General features: G+C 42.0%; 13 protein-coding genes and 1 pseudogene. 1 reads left to right on the top strand and 13 read right to left on the bottom strand.

Annotated elements, in window-relative coordinates; all coding sequences use genetic code 11:
• Positions 1-15: 15 nt before the first annotated feature.
• From AWT60_RS04050 to AWT60_RS04005, 11 genes and pseudogenes are all read right to left on the bottom strand, one after another.
• Complete coding sequence (locus AWT60_RS04050) at positions 16-888, bottom strand: NAD(P)-dependent oxidoreductase (protein WP_024426850.1); 873 nt, start codon at positions 886-888, stop codon at positions 16-18.
• A gap of 13 nt (positions 889-901) precedes the next feature.
• Complete coding sequence (locus tag AWT60_RS04045; protein ID WP_041106064.1) at positions 902-1,687, bottom strand: SDR family oxidoreductase; 786 nt, start codon at positions 1,685-1,687, stop codon at positions 902-904.
• A 73-nt stretch (positions 1,688-1,760) separates the two neighbouring features.
• Complete coding sequence (locus tag AWT60_RS18695) at positions 1,761-2,708, bottom strand: methyl-accepting chemotaxis protein (RefSeq protein ID WP_370880879.1); 948 nt, start codon at positions 2,706-2,708, stop codon at positions 1,761-1,763.
• A pseudogene (locus AWT60_RS18690) lies at positions 2,703-3,722 on the bottom strand (HAMP domain-containing protein); the annotation flags it as partial. The pseudogene AWT60_RS18690 and the gene AWT60_RS18695, both read right to left, overlap by 6 nt.
• 113 nt (positions 3,723-3,835) lie before the next feature.
• Positions 3,836-4,864, bottom strand: coding sequence for a spore photoproduct lyase (gene splB / locus AWT60_RS04035; RefSeq protein WP_218676921.1), 1,029 nt, complete (start codon positions 4,862-4,864; stop codon positions 3,836-3,838).
• A gap of 82 nt (positions 4,865-4,946) precedes the next feature.
• A complete protein-coding gene (locus tag AWT60_RS04030; protein WP_044331928.1) occupies positions 4,947-5,189 on the bottom strand; it encodes a transcriptional regulator SplA domain-containing protein in 243 nt (80 codons plus the stop codon).
• Between the two features lie 100 nt (positions 5,190-5,289).
• Positions 5,290-7,008 carry a phosphoenolpyruvate--protein phosphotransferase gene (gene ptsP, locus AWT60_RS04025; protein ID WP_041106058.1) on the bottom strand — a complete coding sequence of 573 codons (1,719 nt, stop codon included), beginning with the start codon at positions 7,006-7,008 and terminating at the stop codon, positions 5,290-5,292.
• A complete protein-coding gene (locus tag AWT60_RS04020; protein ID WP_003211078.1) occupies positions 7,008-7,274 on the bottom strand; it encodes a phosphocarrier protein HPr in 267 nt (88 codons plus the stop codon). The genes ptsP and AWT60_RS04020 overlap by 1 nt, the downstream gene beginning before the upstream one ends.
• Before the next feature lie 93 nt (positions 7,275-7,367).
• Positions 7,368-9,467, bottom strand: coding sequence for a glucose-specific PTS transporter subunit IIBC (ptsG, locus tag AWT60_RS04015; RefSeq protein WP_024424696.1), 2,100 nt, complete (start codon positions 9,465-9,467; stop codon positions 7,368-7,370).
• A 202-nt stretch (positions 9,468-9,669) separates the two neighbouring features.
• Positions 9,670-10,524: a glucose PTS transporter transcription antiterminator GlcT gene (gene glcT / locus AWT60_RS04010; RefSeq protein ID WP_024424695.1), complete on the bottom strand. Its 855-nt coding sequence runs from the start codon at positions 10,522-10,524 to the stop codon at positions 9,670-9,672.
• A 55-nt stretch (positions 10,525-10,579) separates the two neighbouring features.
• A complete protein-coding gene (locus AWT60_RS04005; RefSeq protein ID WP_041106055.1) occupies positions 10,580-11,569 on the bottom strand; it encodes a LacI family DNA-binding transcriptional regulator in 990 nt (329 codons plus the stop codon).
• Positions 11,570-11,662: 93 nt separating this feature from the next.
• On the opposite strand from AWT60_RS04005, the gene AWT60_RS04000 reads away from it, so the two are divergent.
• Positions 11,663-11,806 (top strand): hypothetical protein, encoded by a 144-nt coding sequence (locus AWT60_RS04000; protein ID WP_162842493.1) that lies wholly within the window; start codon positions 11,663-11,665, stop codon positions 11,804-11,806.
• A 53-nt stretch (positions 11,807-11,859) separates the two neighbouring features.
• Here AWT60_RS04000 and AWT60_RS03995 read toward each other — a convergent pair whose 3' ends face one another.
• Positions 11,860-12,954, bottom strand: coding sequence for a M24 family metallopeptidase (locus tag AWT60_RS03995; RefSeq protein WP_218676920.1), 1,095 nt, complete (start codon positions 12,952-12,954; stop codon positions 11,860-11,862).
• A 104-nt stretch (positions 12,955-13,058) separates the two neighbouring features.
• The gene (locus AWT60_RS03990) at positions 13,059-14,978 is read right to left on the bottom strand and encodes a heavy metal translocating P-type ATPase (RefSeq protein WP_076840951.1); all 1,920 of its coding nucleotides are present in this window, start codon (positions 14,976-14,978) and stop codon (positions 13,059-13,061) included.
• Between the last annotated feature and the right edge of the window lie 120 nt (positions 14,979-15,098).

Here is a 15,098-nt window from a genome sequence, read left to right as displayed (position 1 = left end):
TGAGGATGCTGCAAACTATTTGACCCATAATTTATAGATGCTCTGGGTCCCGCTGTTTTCTTCGCCCTGTTCGCTCAGCTTTTCATAAAGGGACTTCGCAAGTGAGAGCCCTGGCATTTCTTCCCCCATCAGCTCTGCTTCTTCAAGTGCAATGCCCATATCTTTGATAAAATGCTTCACATAAAACCCTGGCTCGAAATCGCCTTTCAGCATTCTTGGTGCAAGGTTTGACAAAGACCAGCTGCCGGCTGCACCTGTTGTGATGCTTTTGAGCACCTGCTCTGGATCAAGCCCTGATTTTTCGGCATAAGCCATTGCCTCTGCGACACCGACCATTCCCGCTGCAATGGCAATTTGGTTACACATTTTTGTATGCTGACCGCTTCCTGCCGGTCCTTGATATTGAATGTTTTCACCCATTTGCTCAAATAGCGGCAGACAGGCTTCATAGGCTGACCTTTCTCCGCCGATCATAATGGCCAGCGTGCCATTTTTGGCTCCTATGTCTCCGCCTGATACAGGTGCATCTAATGTAAATATACCTCTTTCCTTCGCTTTCAACTCAATTTCTTTTGCAAGCTGAGGCTTCGATGTCGTCATATCAATGAGATATGTACCTGGCGCGGCATGTGCCACAAGCCCATCTTCACCTAAATAGATCTCTTCTACATCAGATGGATATCCCACCATTGTAATGACGGCATCTGCACTTTCTGCAATCTCCTTTACTGCCGGCTTCCATGATGCGCCTTTTTGAATCAATGCGTCTGCTTTTGCTTTCGTTCTTGTATAAACGATCACTTCATAGCCTGCATCCATTAAATGTCCTGCCATACTGCGACCCATTACACCGATTCCTATAAAACCAACTGTTTTGATTTGTGCCATCACTTGTTCCTCCTTAAAGAGACTTTGTCAATCCACCATCAATGATCAGTGTTTGACCTGTCATATATGTATTGGCTTCTGATAAAAGAAACACTGCATATGCTGCAAATTCCTCTGGCTGGCCGTAACGGCCAAGCGGGATCGCTCGTTCAGCCTGTGCTTTGATTTCTTCAACCGTTCGATTCTCTCTTTGTGCGCGGTGCTTCTCCAGCTGTTTCACACGGTCTGTTTCAATTTTTCCCGGTGCTAACGTATTGATCAAAATACCATCCTTTGCAAACTCCAGAGCGGCTGTTTTTGTCCAGCCGGCTATGGCCGGTCTAAATGTATTCGACAGCATCAAGCCCGGGATCGGTTCTTTCACTGACATTGACGCAATATTTAAAACACGTGCGCCGCGTTTTTTCAAATAAGGCAATGCCTCTTTTAATAATCGAATATAGCTGAGTAAATGAAGCTGAAATGATTCGATCCAATCTTCATCTGTTAAGGTGTCGAGCGTTCCTGTTTTAGGCCCGCCTGTATTGTTCACAAGAATGTCTAGACACTTCTCATCACCAGCCGCCGCTTGAACAAGCGCCTTGATTTGCCCGGCGTCAGATACATCACATACTTGATAAGTCAGCTGTCCTTTGACAAGCGGAGACAGCTCCTTGACTGTTTCTTTCAGCTTCTGTTCATGTCTTCCCGAGAGCATCACATCTGCTCCCTCTTTTGCTAGAGCAAAGGCAATCGATTTTCCGATACCTTGACTGCTTGCAGCTACCAATGCTTTTTTTCCAGTTAGATTGACATCCATGTCAACACCTCCTCTAGTTTATTTTATCATACAAAAAGAACCTTGCTCACATCGCAAGGTTCCTTTCCGCTCATTACACCTTAAATCGGTCAACCGCCTGACGCAGTGCCTGGCTTGATTCGTTCAGCATTTCAGTTGAGGTTTTCGTTCTTTCTAACACTTGAACTTGTTCATCTGTAGACGCATGCACTTCCTCAGCTGAGGCAGCAGATTCTTCTGAAATGGCAGCAATACTTTGAATGGAGTCACTCATCTTCTGCTGTTCTTCTGTCATTTCATTAATCTGTGTATGAATGCTGTCGATTGAACCGACAAGTGCCTGCATTTCCATTGTGATGCTGCTGAGTGCCTCACCTGTTGCATTGATGGCGGCACCTTGTTCCTCATTCATTTTACTTGCTGTTGTCATCGCTTCAGCCGCCTTCTTCGATTCATCTTGAATGAGTTTGACGGTTTCACTAATGTGTTTTGTTGACTGCGCAGATTGTTCAGCAAGCTTTCTCACTTCTTCTGCTACTACAGCAAATCCTCGTCCGCTTTCTCCTGCTCTCGCTGCTTCAATGCTTGCATTTAGTGCAAGTAAATTCGTTTGATCCGAGATTTCAGAGATGGCGGTCACGACATTTTCAATATTTTTCGTTTTATGCTCAAGGTCTAGCAGCATTTGCTCAACCTTTTTCGATTCTTCACTCGCTTGTGTTGATTTTTGGACGAGCAAACCAAGTGCGTCAAGCCCTTTATAGCTTGCATCTTCAGATGATTTTGAGTTGGTTTGCATTTGTGAAGCGAGCTCACCCATATGGCGCACTTTCTCATACAAATACTCTGATTTTTCATTAATCGTTTCTGCATCTGACGCCTGCTTAGTCGCTCCTGTTGCCACCTCTTGAATGGCCGTTGCAATCTGTTCGCTAGACAGCAAAGTCTCATTTGAAATGTGGGTCACTTCATCCGCTGATTTCACAACTTGATCTGAAGCCCCTTTCACTTTTTCAATTAACTCCCTGACATCCTCGGTCATTTGATTAATGCTTTTCGTGAGGGAACCAATTTCATCTTGGGATTTCACTGCAAGCGTACTTGTTAAATCGCCTTCTGACACCTTACGCACATGCTCTATTAGACGCTTGATTGGCGTTGTAATGCTTCTTGCCAATAAGAAGCTGAGGATTATCGCAAGAATAATGGCAATGACGGATATAATGATACTTGTCTGATTCATTTGTTCTGTGATCCAAAGCAGTTTACTTTTCTCAAAGCTGACACCAACCGTCCAATCGGCTTCTTTGATTTTAGATAGGACCGTCAGTTCTTTGCTGTCATCAACACCTGAGTTGTCAAGCGCTTTTTTCACAGAAGGGACCTTTGATATGTTTTTTCCTTGCTCTGTTGGATGCGCCAAAAGGGTGCCTGTGCCATCAACTAAGAAAGCGGTCCCCTTATAAGGAATCTCTTGTTCATTTATATACGTTTGAATAGACGACAGCTTCAAATCAAGTCCAGCGACCCCAATGACTTTTCCATTTTTGACAATCGCCTTCGTGGCTGAGACAATCACTTTTTTCGTTGCTTCATCGACATATGGATCTGTCCAAACGACCTGATCAGGCTTTTCTGCTGCTTGTTTAAACCAGCCTTGTTTCGATGGATCATATCCTTCGCCAAGATCGAACTCCGGAAAGCCGAACATTTTTCCGTCACTTGTTCCAATATAGGCAAACGAAATGAGCTTATCCTGTTCCTGCATGTTTTTTAGTTCATCGTTTTCAAAAGCCAATGTTTGCTTGGTTTGTTTTCGCGCAAATTCTTCAGTCATTGTACTTGTTGCGAGTTTATTAATTGTATTGCCGTAATTATCAAGCTTTTCTGTAATAATGTCTTTCATGCTTTCTGCCGTTGCTGCTGCGGTGGTTTTTGCATCTCGTTCAATCAGTGGTCTTAACACTAAGTTGGAACCCACTTGAACAGCCACGACGGTTAAAATTAAAATAACTGAGATGAAAACAGCTATTCTCACTTGAAGTTTCTTAAACATCTCATCACCCCTACATCTACTTTCACACCTTAATTTATATATCGGCAAAATGATACCGCATTCAATAGTTGTAAGAAAATTTAAATAGAAAAAACAAGCCTTATTGGCTTGTTTTAAGTAAAATATTCAATTTTTGCAGAAGGAAAGTACTGATCTATATATGACTCTAAAGTCTTTCTCAGTTCTTGTTCCTCATCTTTTTGATAGATATATTTTCCTATACCGTATCTTCCCCACTTGTATCTTCTTTTTTCTTCGTCCAACTCTAATTTTGATTTTGGGTAATTTTTTTGAATCACACGCTTTGCTGGTTTTGTAAAGCGATGCTGAATCATCTCAAAGGTGATATCGTCTCTCACATCTTCTGGAAGGGCTGCATCGAGCTTTTCGAATAGAACTTTATACCCTTCCTGCCAGCCTTCATGGATGTAGATTGGGGCAATAATAAAGCCTAGAGGATAGCCTGCCTTTGCGACCTTAACAGCCGCTTCAATCCGCTTATCTAGCGGTGATGTGCCAGGCTCGAAATATTTAATGACATAATCGGCATTGATGCTAAAACGGAATCGTGTCCGGCCATTATGCTTTGCATCTAACAGATGATCGACATGATGGAATTTCGTGACAAAGCGAAGTTTTCCTAGGTCCGTCTGCCCGAAGTATTCAATCGCTCGTTTGAGTGTATGTGTCAAATGGTCAATTCCTACGATGTCTGAAGTACATGATGCTTCAAATCTCGTGATATCCGGCGCCCGCTCGTTCATGTATTGATCTGCCTGATCTAATATTTCTTCTACATTGACGTACGTTCGAATGTACGGCTTACTTCCCATTGTTGTTTGCAAATAGCAATAATGACAATGCCCCATACATCCTGTTGCAAATGGGATCGCATACTCTGCAGATGGTTTAGACGAGTCAAACTTCAATGTCTTCCTCACACCAATGACAAGCGTTGACTTCGCATTACGATACTTTTGCAAGTCATTTTTTCCCGGAATATTTCTGACCTGGTTGTGTGAAGTCGTTTCTCTTATTTCGATTCCCATACCCTCAAACTTTTCCTTCAGCTCTCGTCCTAACGGGTAATCTAACGCCCGGGGTTCAATGTAAACAAGCTGGGGAACGAAAGGTTTGATCATATTAAGCACATCCTTACCTTTAAGGTTTTCATACCGTTACTTTAACCGCACAGGATGGCTTTTATCCTTTCTAAAATCTCCCTTATTCAAACAAGTCTTGATAAAGAGCTTCTGCTTCTTCATATGTTGGAAACACAGCATCATCAGGTGCTAGTGGATGATACGTTTCAAGTAAAAAGAGGGCAAGCTCTTCTTCGTTGTATGGATGTGAAACAATTTCTGCTTCTTTAATTTGTGCTACGTTTGCAGCATGTGGGTTTCGATAAATCACATATACTTGATCACCTGGTTTGTAGTCTGAGAAAGGCAATCTGGTCACCTCCATTTTTTAATTATAGGGTGCCCTTCTCACTGCCCAATATGACTCAATATGATAAAATTCGACAAAAAAACCAGACAGTTTCACCTGTCTGGTTTTCATTCACTTAGTTCTGTTGAAACGTCTTCTTGACGAAATCAACCACTTCTTCTGTTGTGCTAAGTGATAAAATATGCTCTTTAAATGATGCAGCTTCTTCTTTAGAAAGCTTGCTTAGCTGCGTTCTAGCTGGAAGAATGGATGTTGCACTCATTGAGAATTCATCTAATCCTAATCCAAGTAGAAGCGGGATTGCGATTTCATCTCCTGCCATCTCACCGCACATGCCAACCCATTTACCCTCTTTATGCGCTGCTTCGATTACAAGCGTAATAAGACGTAAAATCGCTGGGTTGTAAGGCTGGTAAAGATAAGACACTCGTTCGTTCATTCGATCAGCAGCCATTGTGTATTGAATCAAATCATTCGTTCCAATACTGAAGAAATCTACTTCTTTTGCAAATTGGTCTGCGATGACAGCCGTTGATGGAATTTCTACCATCATTCCGATTTCAATCGAATCAGAAACGTCTGTACCAGCGGCAACCAATGCTTCTTTTTCTTCAAGTAAAATGGCTTTTGCTTCTCTAAATTCTGATAACGTCGCGATCATAGGGAACATGATTTTCAAGTTTCCATATGTACTTGCACGAAGTAAGGCGCGTAGTTGTGTTCTGAAAATCTCCTGCTCTTCCAGGCAAAGGCGAATGGCTCTATAGCCAAGGAACGGGTTCATTTCTTTTGGAAGCTGCAAGTAAGGAAGTTCTTTATCGCCACCAATATCTAGTGTGCGGACAACCACTGCTTTCCCTTCCATCTTCTCTAAAACTGTTTTATACGCATCGAACTGCTCTTCTTCTGTAGGAAGCTGGTCTCTGCCCATGTATAAAAATTCAGTACGGTACAATCCAACTGCTTCGCCGCCATTTTCAAGTACACCTTTTACATCTTCAGGTGTTCCGATATTTGCAGCTAGCTCTACGTGAACGCCGTCTTTTGTAACCGTTGGCTGGTCAACAAGTTTCGCCCATTCCGCTTTTTGAGCTAAGTAGTCTTCATGCTTTTTTTGATACGCTTTCACTTCATCTTCAGAAGGCTGAATGATGACGTCTCCAGTAATACCATCCACAATGATCAGATCATCGTTTTTCACCGTTTTTGTTGCTTCTTTTGTCCCAACAACTGCTGGAATCTCCATAGATCTTGCCATGATCGCGGAGTGAGAAGTACGACCGCCGATATCTGTTGCAAAGCCTTTGACAAATTGTCTGTTCAGCTGAGCAGTATCAGAAGGTGTTAAATCTTCAGCAATGATGATGACTTCTTCAGAAATCATGCTTGGGTTTGGAATGTCAACGCCTAGCAAATGTCCAGTCACACGTTTCGTTACGTCGCGAATATCCGCTGCACGTTCCTTCATGTATTCATTGTCCATTGCTTCGAACATTGTGACAAACATCGTCGCTGTTTCTTTTAAAGCAAATTCAGCATTTACTTTATCAGATTTGATTTTATCCTTTACTGGGCTTAGCAGTTCAGGATCACTTAACACAAGAAGGTGGGCAGAAAAGATATCTGCTTTGTCTTGGCCAAGCTCTTTTAGCGCATGTTCTTTAATTGCTTCAAGTTCTTGTTTAGAAACATGAATTGCTTCTTCAAAACGCTTCACTTCTGTCTCTGGATCATTGATGTCTTTTTGGTGAACTGTTAAATCTGGTTCTTCCAGACGATACGCTTTTGCAATCGCAACGCCTGCTGAAGCACCGATTCCTTTCAGTTGTTGCATTACTCGCCTAGGCCTTCACTTTTCATTGTGTCTTTAAGCGCAGCAAGTGCATCATTTTCATCAGAACCAGAAGCAGAGATTGTGATTGTAGCACCTTTCGCAATTCCTAGAGACATTACACCCATAATAGATTTCAGGTTCACTGTTTTACCATTATATTCTAAGTTGATATCAGCATCATATTTACTAGCAGTTTGTACAAGAACTGTTGCAGGACGTGCGTGAATTCCAGAATCTGCAGTTACTTTGAATGTTTGTTGAGCCATTTTTATCAATCTCCTTTTTATACAATTAATACATCCACAATATTATATCATACTGCCGAGCTTGTCATCTAACAAGAACGGCAGTTATGAAAATTATTTTGAAATTTTCATGATGTTTTCTTGTCCAGCTTTGATTTCACCGGATGCTTGAAGGTCAATAAATTGTCCTTCACTTAAGTTGGTAAATACAATTGGAGTCATCAAAGATGGTACTTCAGACTTAATTTTATCAATATCAACCTCTAAAAGTTTTTGACCGATTTCTACTTGATCTCCCTCTTGTACAAATGCTTCAAATCCTTCTCCTTTGAGGCCGACCGTATCAATTCCGAAGTGGATCAAAATTTCAAGTCCACCATCAGATTGCAGACCAATAGCGTGTTTCGTTGGGAACACATTTAAGATCTTCCCTCTTACCGGTGAAACCACCGTTCCATCTGTTGGCAAGATAGCGAAACCGTCACCCATCATTTTCCCTGAGAATACTTGATCTGGTACATCTGTAATTGGATGAAGCTCCCCTGTAATTGGTGAAGCAAAAATTTCTTCCCCTTGCTCATTTTGAAGCGGCTTTGCAATAACTTCTTCGACCTGCTGGCTGACTTCTTCTTTTGCAGAAGGGTCTTTCGCTGGGCGAGGCGTGCGGCCTGCAATGATGTCCTGCATTTGTGTTTTTAAGTTATCAGAGCGCGGGCCGAAAATGGCCTGGATGTTGTTCCCTACTTCGAGAACACCAGAAGCGCCAAGCTTTTTCAAACGGTCTTTGTCCACTTTCTTCTGATCATTCACAGTGACACGTAACCGCGTGATACAAGCATCAAGGTGCTTAATGTTTTCTTGATCACCCATTGCTTCAAGAATTTCATAAGGCAAGTCATTACCTTTTTCAGACTTCGCCTCACTTGCTCCGTCTGCTGCTTCATCCTCGCGGCCTGGCGTTTTCAGATTAAATTTGCGAATGGCGAATCTAAATCCGAAGTAGTAAATGACAGCAAGTACGAGACCTACTGGAATGACGAGCCACCAAGCAGTTCTATTTGGCAGGATACCAAATAGGAAGAAGTCGATTAACCCTCCTGAGAAGGTCATCCCGATTTTCACGTTTAGAATATCCATTATCATAAAGGATAATCCAGCAAATACACAGTGAATCGCAAATAATACTGGTGCAACAAACAAGAATGAGAATTCAAGTGGTTCAGTGATCCCTGTTAGGAAAGAAGTAAGGGCCGCTGATCCCATAATTCCTGCTACTAGCTTTTTATTCTTTGGTTTTGCTTCATGGTAAATCGCAAGTGCTGCTGCTGGAAGACCGAACATCATGAACGGATATTTCCCTGTCATGAATGTACCAGCTGTCAGCTGAACACCATCTTTGATTTGCGCCATGAAAATACGCTGGTCACCACGGACAAGCTCTCCTGATAAGCTCTTGTAGCTAAAGAACTCATACCAGAATGGTGAGTAGAAAATATGGTGCAGACCAAACGGAATTAATGATCGTTCAATGACACCGAATACAAAGGCAGCCAGCGGCTCATTCGCTGCGAGCAGTCCTGTTGAAAATGAGTTCAGTGCACCTTGGATTGGCGGCCAAATGACTAGCATCAATAGCCCTAAAATAAGTGCTGAAATAGAAGTAACGATTGGAACAAAACGCTTACCAGCAAAGAAGCCAAGATATTGCGGAAGCTCAATTTTGTAAAATTTATTATACATATAAGCTGCTAATACCCCGACGATAATCCCGCCAAAAACGCCGGTAGACAAAGTCGGTATGCCGAGCATATTAATATATGCTGGATGGCTTTCCTTGAAGAACTGGGCCAGTTTGAGTGAATCGGATGGAATGGATCCGTTGGCCATTAATACAGCACTCATCGTGACGTTCATGACAAGGTAACCGATGATAGCGGCAATCCCTGCCACTCCGTCTCCATTGGCAAGACCGATGGCAACCCCTACAGCAAATAATAGCGGAAGATTCGAGAAAACGATGTTCCCCGCATTCTCCATGACACTTGCAACAAGCTGAATTGTATCATTGCTTAAAAATTGAGCTACATCAATCAGCTGCGGATTTTGCATCGCATTCCCAAGTGCCAGTAAAATACCAGCAGCAGGAAGGATCGCAACTGGAAGCATGAGTGCTCGTCCAATTTTTTGCAACACACCAAAAAGTGATTTAAACACTGGTTGAACCTCCTTTTGTTTTCGCTTACAACATACATTTGGGATGCTCCCTGACGTACATTTCATAATTAACCGTTTACATTTCACTTTCAAACGCAAAAAAAGGCATGGTGATATAAGGTTGCGCAAATAACAGGATCTTATCCTGTATTTACCTTAAGTCACTCATGCCTGATCGAATCAGTTACACGTTTCAAGGAAACTATGAAATTTTATTTGTCAATCTGTACAGATGAAGTGTCAGGTAGACAGCCTCAGCATCCTGTACAGGCTTTTTCAATGCATGCTGCAAAATTTTGATCATTTTCCAAGCAGTATTGTAGCATAAAGGATATTCATTTTTCAATAGATGAAGCAATTTTTCTGGCTCCTCTAATGATTCTCCCCGTTTAATACGCTCAATTGAAAACGTAATATGGCGTAATAAGCGTAAATAATGAATACTTTCTCTGTCTACTTTCATATGAAATGAATCTTCGATGACTTGGACCATTTGTGTAATGAGCTGCGAATGACGGTTCACTTCAGATAAAGGCCGATTCGTCAAAGCTGAATGAATATGAAGCGCTATAAAGCCTATTTCTCCTTCTGGCAGCTTCGTTTCGACATCTGGCCGCTCGTTAATCAGTTCAACGACTTCCTTTGCAACCTCGTATTCTTTAGGGTAAAGCGATTGCGTCTCAAGCATAAAAGGGTTCGTGATATCATAGCCTTGCTGCACCCGCTTAAAACTAAACGCAATATGGTCGGTCAGTGCAACATGTATATGCTCATTCAATCGTTGTCCCATTTTTTCTCGTATATGATAAATGACGTCATTGGCAAGCTCAATCATGTTCTCATCAATATGATGAAGCAGTTGTTTATATTCTGTTTGTTCCTTCGTGTTTTTTAACACAAACATTTTTTCAAACACGTCTTGATCGAGAAGATCCCCCGATTTTTTACCGAAGCCGATCCCTTTCCCAATCAGAACCACTTCGCCCAAAGAAGGGTGTCTTGCGATGATGACATTATTATTTAACGCTTTATCAACGGTGAAGGATTCCATGAACATCCCCACCTCCTTCTTATTCAATCCCTCTTATCGTACAAAACAGATGAAACGTGCGTCAACGATTGTTTTTCAAAACGGTTGTTGTTCGCTCAATCAGGCGAAATGGCAGCATTCTTTTTTCTGATTTCTCTCCCTTTAATGCCCGATCGAACAAGTCAAACGCTTCCTGCCCCATTTGTTTGAGGGGAATATGAATGCTGGAAATCCCCAAAGCCTCACTCAATTGGTTATTTTGAAAGCTGAGTATGGCTGGTGATTCTCCTACTTTTATGTCATGACGCTGCGCCTCTAATAAAAAGCCTGCAGAGACTTCGTCATTTGTGATGAATAAAGCTGTAGGACGATTTTTCATTTCCTGCCATTCTGCAAATAATTGCTTCCCATCAAGCAGGGATAACTTCCCTTCGATGATCCATTCCTCATCAATGGTCTGCCCGAGCGATTGCATCATGTCTTGATAAGCCTGAAGGCGCGACTTGCTATTCGCTCCTTCTGTTCTGGCGAGAACGATCGCTATTCGTTGATGGCCGCATGCCGCCAAATGACGCAGGCCTTCCTTAAATGCTTGATCATGCGCAATCGACACGGTTGAGCATTGATCGTGCAGCGCAGGATGACAAAATATAATCGGTCCTGATTCCTGCCACTTTAAAATGTGCCTTTCACTTAATGCATTTGAACAAAATATTAAACCGTCCACACGGCGTTCTTTTAAACTCATTAACGCTTCTTTTTCTTTTAATGGGTCATATCCTGTTTGAAATAAAGCAAAGTGCATACCGCGCGCCTGTGCTTTTTCTGCAATACCTGTGACGAGTGTGCTGAAATAAGAGTGTTCAATGTTTGGAAGGACAATGCCAAGCATATTCGAATAGCCCTTCGCTAAATGGACCGCCTGGATGTTTCTCGTATACTTGAGATCTTCCATCGCTTGTAGAACACGTTCTCTTTTTTCTTCTTTAACATAAGGATGCTCATTCAACACACGTGATACGGTTGTCACAGATACGCCCGCTCTTTTCGCAATCTCCCTTATGTTTGCCATTTTTTCTCCTACTTTCTCTTGATATGGTAAGCGTTTCATACTTTAAGATGTATGTGAGCTGAACAAATCACTGGATGGAAAGGGGAATTCAAGATGGGTTTCATCATATGGATTATATTATGTATGACTGTTTTGTTTTCTGCTCGTTTTGCATTACATCCTTTAGGAAAAGAACATAAAATCAAACCGTTTCAATCAATTGATGATTTTTTTGTTGATAAGGATCGAGAAGAGTGATAAAAAATCACGATGACACTTCCAAGACCTGGACGTTCATCGTGATTTTTTTATTACTTGATGATCGTCAGCTCTTTCGGATAATTGGTTAAGGTGACTGGACCATCTGCCGTAATGAGAACATCATCTTCAATTCTTACGCCGCCGACTCCTGGCACATAAATTCCTGGTTCAATCGTATACACCATACCTTCTTGCAGAAGGTCATCATTTGCCTGACTCATAGAAGGAAACTCATGAACAGAAACGCCTAATCCATGGCCGAGGCGATGCGGGAAATATTCACCATATCCCGCTTCTGTTATTAGCCCGCGAGCTTTTAAGTCAAGATCACCGATCCTCACGCCGGGCTTACTCATTTCAAGTGCTGCCATTTCTGCATTTAAGACGGTTTGATAGATGTCCTTTTGTTTTTCAGAAGCTTCCTGATAGATGAATGTTCTTGTGATGTCTGAGCAATATCCATCGACAATGACGCCAAGGTCAAATAACACAAAATCGCCTTTCTTTAAGGCTGCCTGCCCCGGATTTCCATGAGGCTCGCCTGATTTTTCACCAAAGAGAACCATGGTGGAAAAGGACATACCTTGAATGCCTTTTTTCTTTAGTTCATATTCTATGACAGCGAGCACTTCTGTTTCTGTGATTCCTTCTTTTAAGGCGTTAACCCCAATTTTTACACCTTCATCTGCCAATTGAGCCGCTTTTTTCAGTGTAGCAATTTCAGATTCATCTTTAATCAGTCTGAGCTGATTGAGCGCATCTTCAGCCCGAACGAACGTTTTAGCTCCGGTAACAGCTTGGAGCTGTTCTGCTCTTTGAAGCGGAATCGATTCTTTTTCAATCGCAAGACGCGCCGTTTGAATATCTCGTTTTTCTATCGCTGATTGAATGAAATCAAATGGATTCTCATGATCTTCATATCCAATAATATCGCCGGACCATCCTGCATTTTTTGCCTGCTCGACTTCCATTTTAGGCAAAATAAAAAATGGTTCTGCCTCTTGGAACACAAACAGCCCCATCACTCTTTCATGCGGCTCTGTGAAGTATCCAGATAGATAAAACACATTTTCCTTTGTATGTATAAATGCACCTTGAATGTCTTCTTTCTTAAGCCAAGAAGACAAGCTCTTCATTCGGTTCATCATGATCCTCCTCACACGTTTTACTACTGGTCTATTGTATCAGTTTTTGCTGTATTTCGCACAAAAGCGCACTGGCATGAATCCAGTGCGCCCTGATGATTGATTTAAGATGCACGAAGCAGACGCAGACCATTTAAAATGACCAAAATCGTACTTCCTTCATGCCCGATGACACCAAAAGGCAAATCAAGCACTTGTAAGAAATTCGCACAAATCAACAGACAGATCACCGTTAATGAGAAAATAATGTTTTGCTTAATGATTCGATTCATTTTTCTTGAAAGACGGATCATCTTTGTTAGGTTATTTAAATTGTTCTTCATTAAGATGAGATCCGCTGTTTCTAAGGCAACATCTGTGCCTCCGCCCATCGCAACCCCAACATCTGCTGTGGCGAGCGCTGGTGCATCATTGATTCCGTCTCCTACCATGATGATTGAATTACCTTGTTTTTTTAATTGATTGAGCTCATGTACCTTTTCATCTGGAAGACATTCAGCCACGACAGCTTGGATACCGGCTTCCTGCGCAATAGCTTCAGCCGTTTTTTGCTGATCTCCTGTCAGCATGACGGTTTGGATGCCTAAATCATTTAGTTCTTGAATCATTTTTTTGGCTTCAGGTCTGATTTGATCCTTAAGGCCAAGACAGCCAACCACTTTTTCATCCTTTTGAACGTAGACCACTGTGTATCCTTGCGCGGAAAGGTCATCACCTGTCTCTTCAATCTCGCGGTCGATTGACGCCTTACCCGCAAAGTCTTTCTTCCCAATCCGCCACGTTTCTCCATTTAATTGTGCTTTCACACCAAATCCAGAGGTTTCTTCAATGGTGACATGGGCTGTTCTTTCTGTTTGGTGCTCTTTTGCCATATCAGAAATTGCTTTTGCTAATGGGTGGTTTGATTGACTCTCAATTTGATAGAGTGCCTGGTAAAAAGCAGATTCATCCTGTCCTTTAGCCATGATGACTTGTTCTACGGCTGGCTTCCCGCTTGTAATCGTCCCCGTTTTATCAAAAGCAATCATGCTGCTCGTGCCTAGTTTTTCTAAAAAGACACTTCCTTTAACAAGCATTCCATTTCTCGCGCCATTTGAGATCAATGACAATGCTGCTGGCATGATGGATGCAACTAGAGCACAAGGTGAAGCAACGACCATAAACACCATTGCCCGGTAGAAGGTTTCACTCATACTCCAGCCGAGGACAAAATGAGGCAGTACCATTAATACCGCAACGGTGATCAGCACACCTTTTACATAGGCCCCTTCAAATTTTTCGATAAATGCCTGGCTTGGCGAAACACTTTCTTGAGCGGATTCAACAAGTTTAATAATTTTATGGAATAACGTTTCTTCATTATGTTTCGTGACTTCCACTGTTAAGGAACCATTTAAATTCACTGTTCCTGCAAATACGTCTTCCCCCTGCCCTTTTTCCTGTGGAATAGATTCGCCTGTGAGGGCAGATTCATCCACACTTGTTCTCCCGCTTAAAATGACACCATCTGCTGCAATGCGTTCCCCAGCTTTGACCATAATCCGGTCACCTGGTGTTAATGATGAAGCGGCGATTTGAATGGTCGTACCGTCTTCTTCAATTAAAGTTGCTTCATCCGGTGCAATGCTCATTAATGCTGTTAAATCTTTCTTGCTTTTATTTGACGTATACGTTTCAAGCGCACCACTCAGTGAGAAAATAAAAATTAAGATAGCGCCTTCTGCCCAATAGCCGATTAGAGCTGAGCCTATTGCTGCGAAAATCATTAAAAGTTCCACATTCAAGGTCTTAGACGAAATCGTTTCTTCAATTCCTTCCTTCGCCTTTGCAAAACCTCCAATAACAAATGCTAGGATGAAAAGAGGAATGCTCCACATGCTCTCATCCTTTAGAACCCATCCAATTAAAATGAGAATCCCTGAGATACCGGCTGCAATTAATTCTCCGTGCTGTGCCCATTTATGTAAGGACCATTTCGATTCCTTTTGATTTGTCGTTTGGTAAAGTGCTGTATTCTCATTCATAATTGTTTTCTCCTCTCTAATTGATAATCGTTTTCACATTATCAATCGTTACCCGTTTCTTTTTCCATCTATATTTTCTGCTATTTCAAGCTTTTTATTGGTCTGTAACTCATTATAACA

Origin of the sequence: Bacillus sp. F2HM (genome assembly GCF_019266135.1) — a bacterium.
Taxonomy (GTDB): Bacteria; Bacillota; Bacilli; order Bacillales; family Bacillaceae; genus Bacillus; species Bacillus safensis.
Note: the sequence above shows the minus strand (reverse complement) of the source record. Positions and strands in the feature narration are given on the sequence as shown.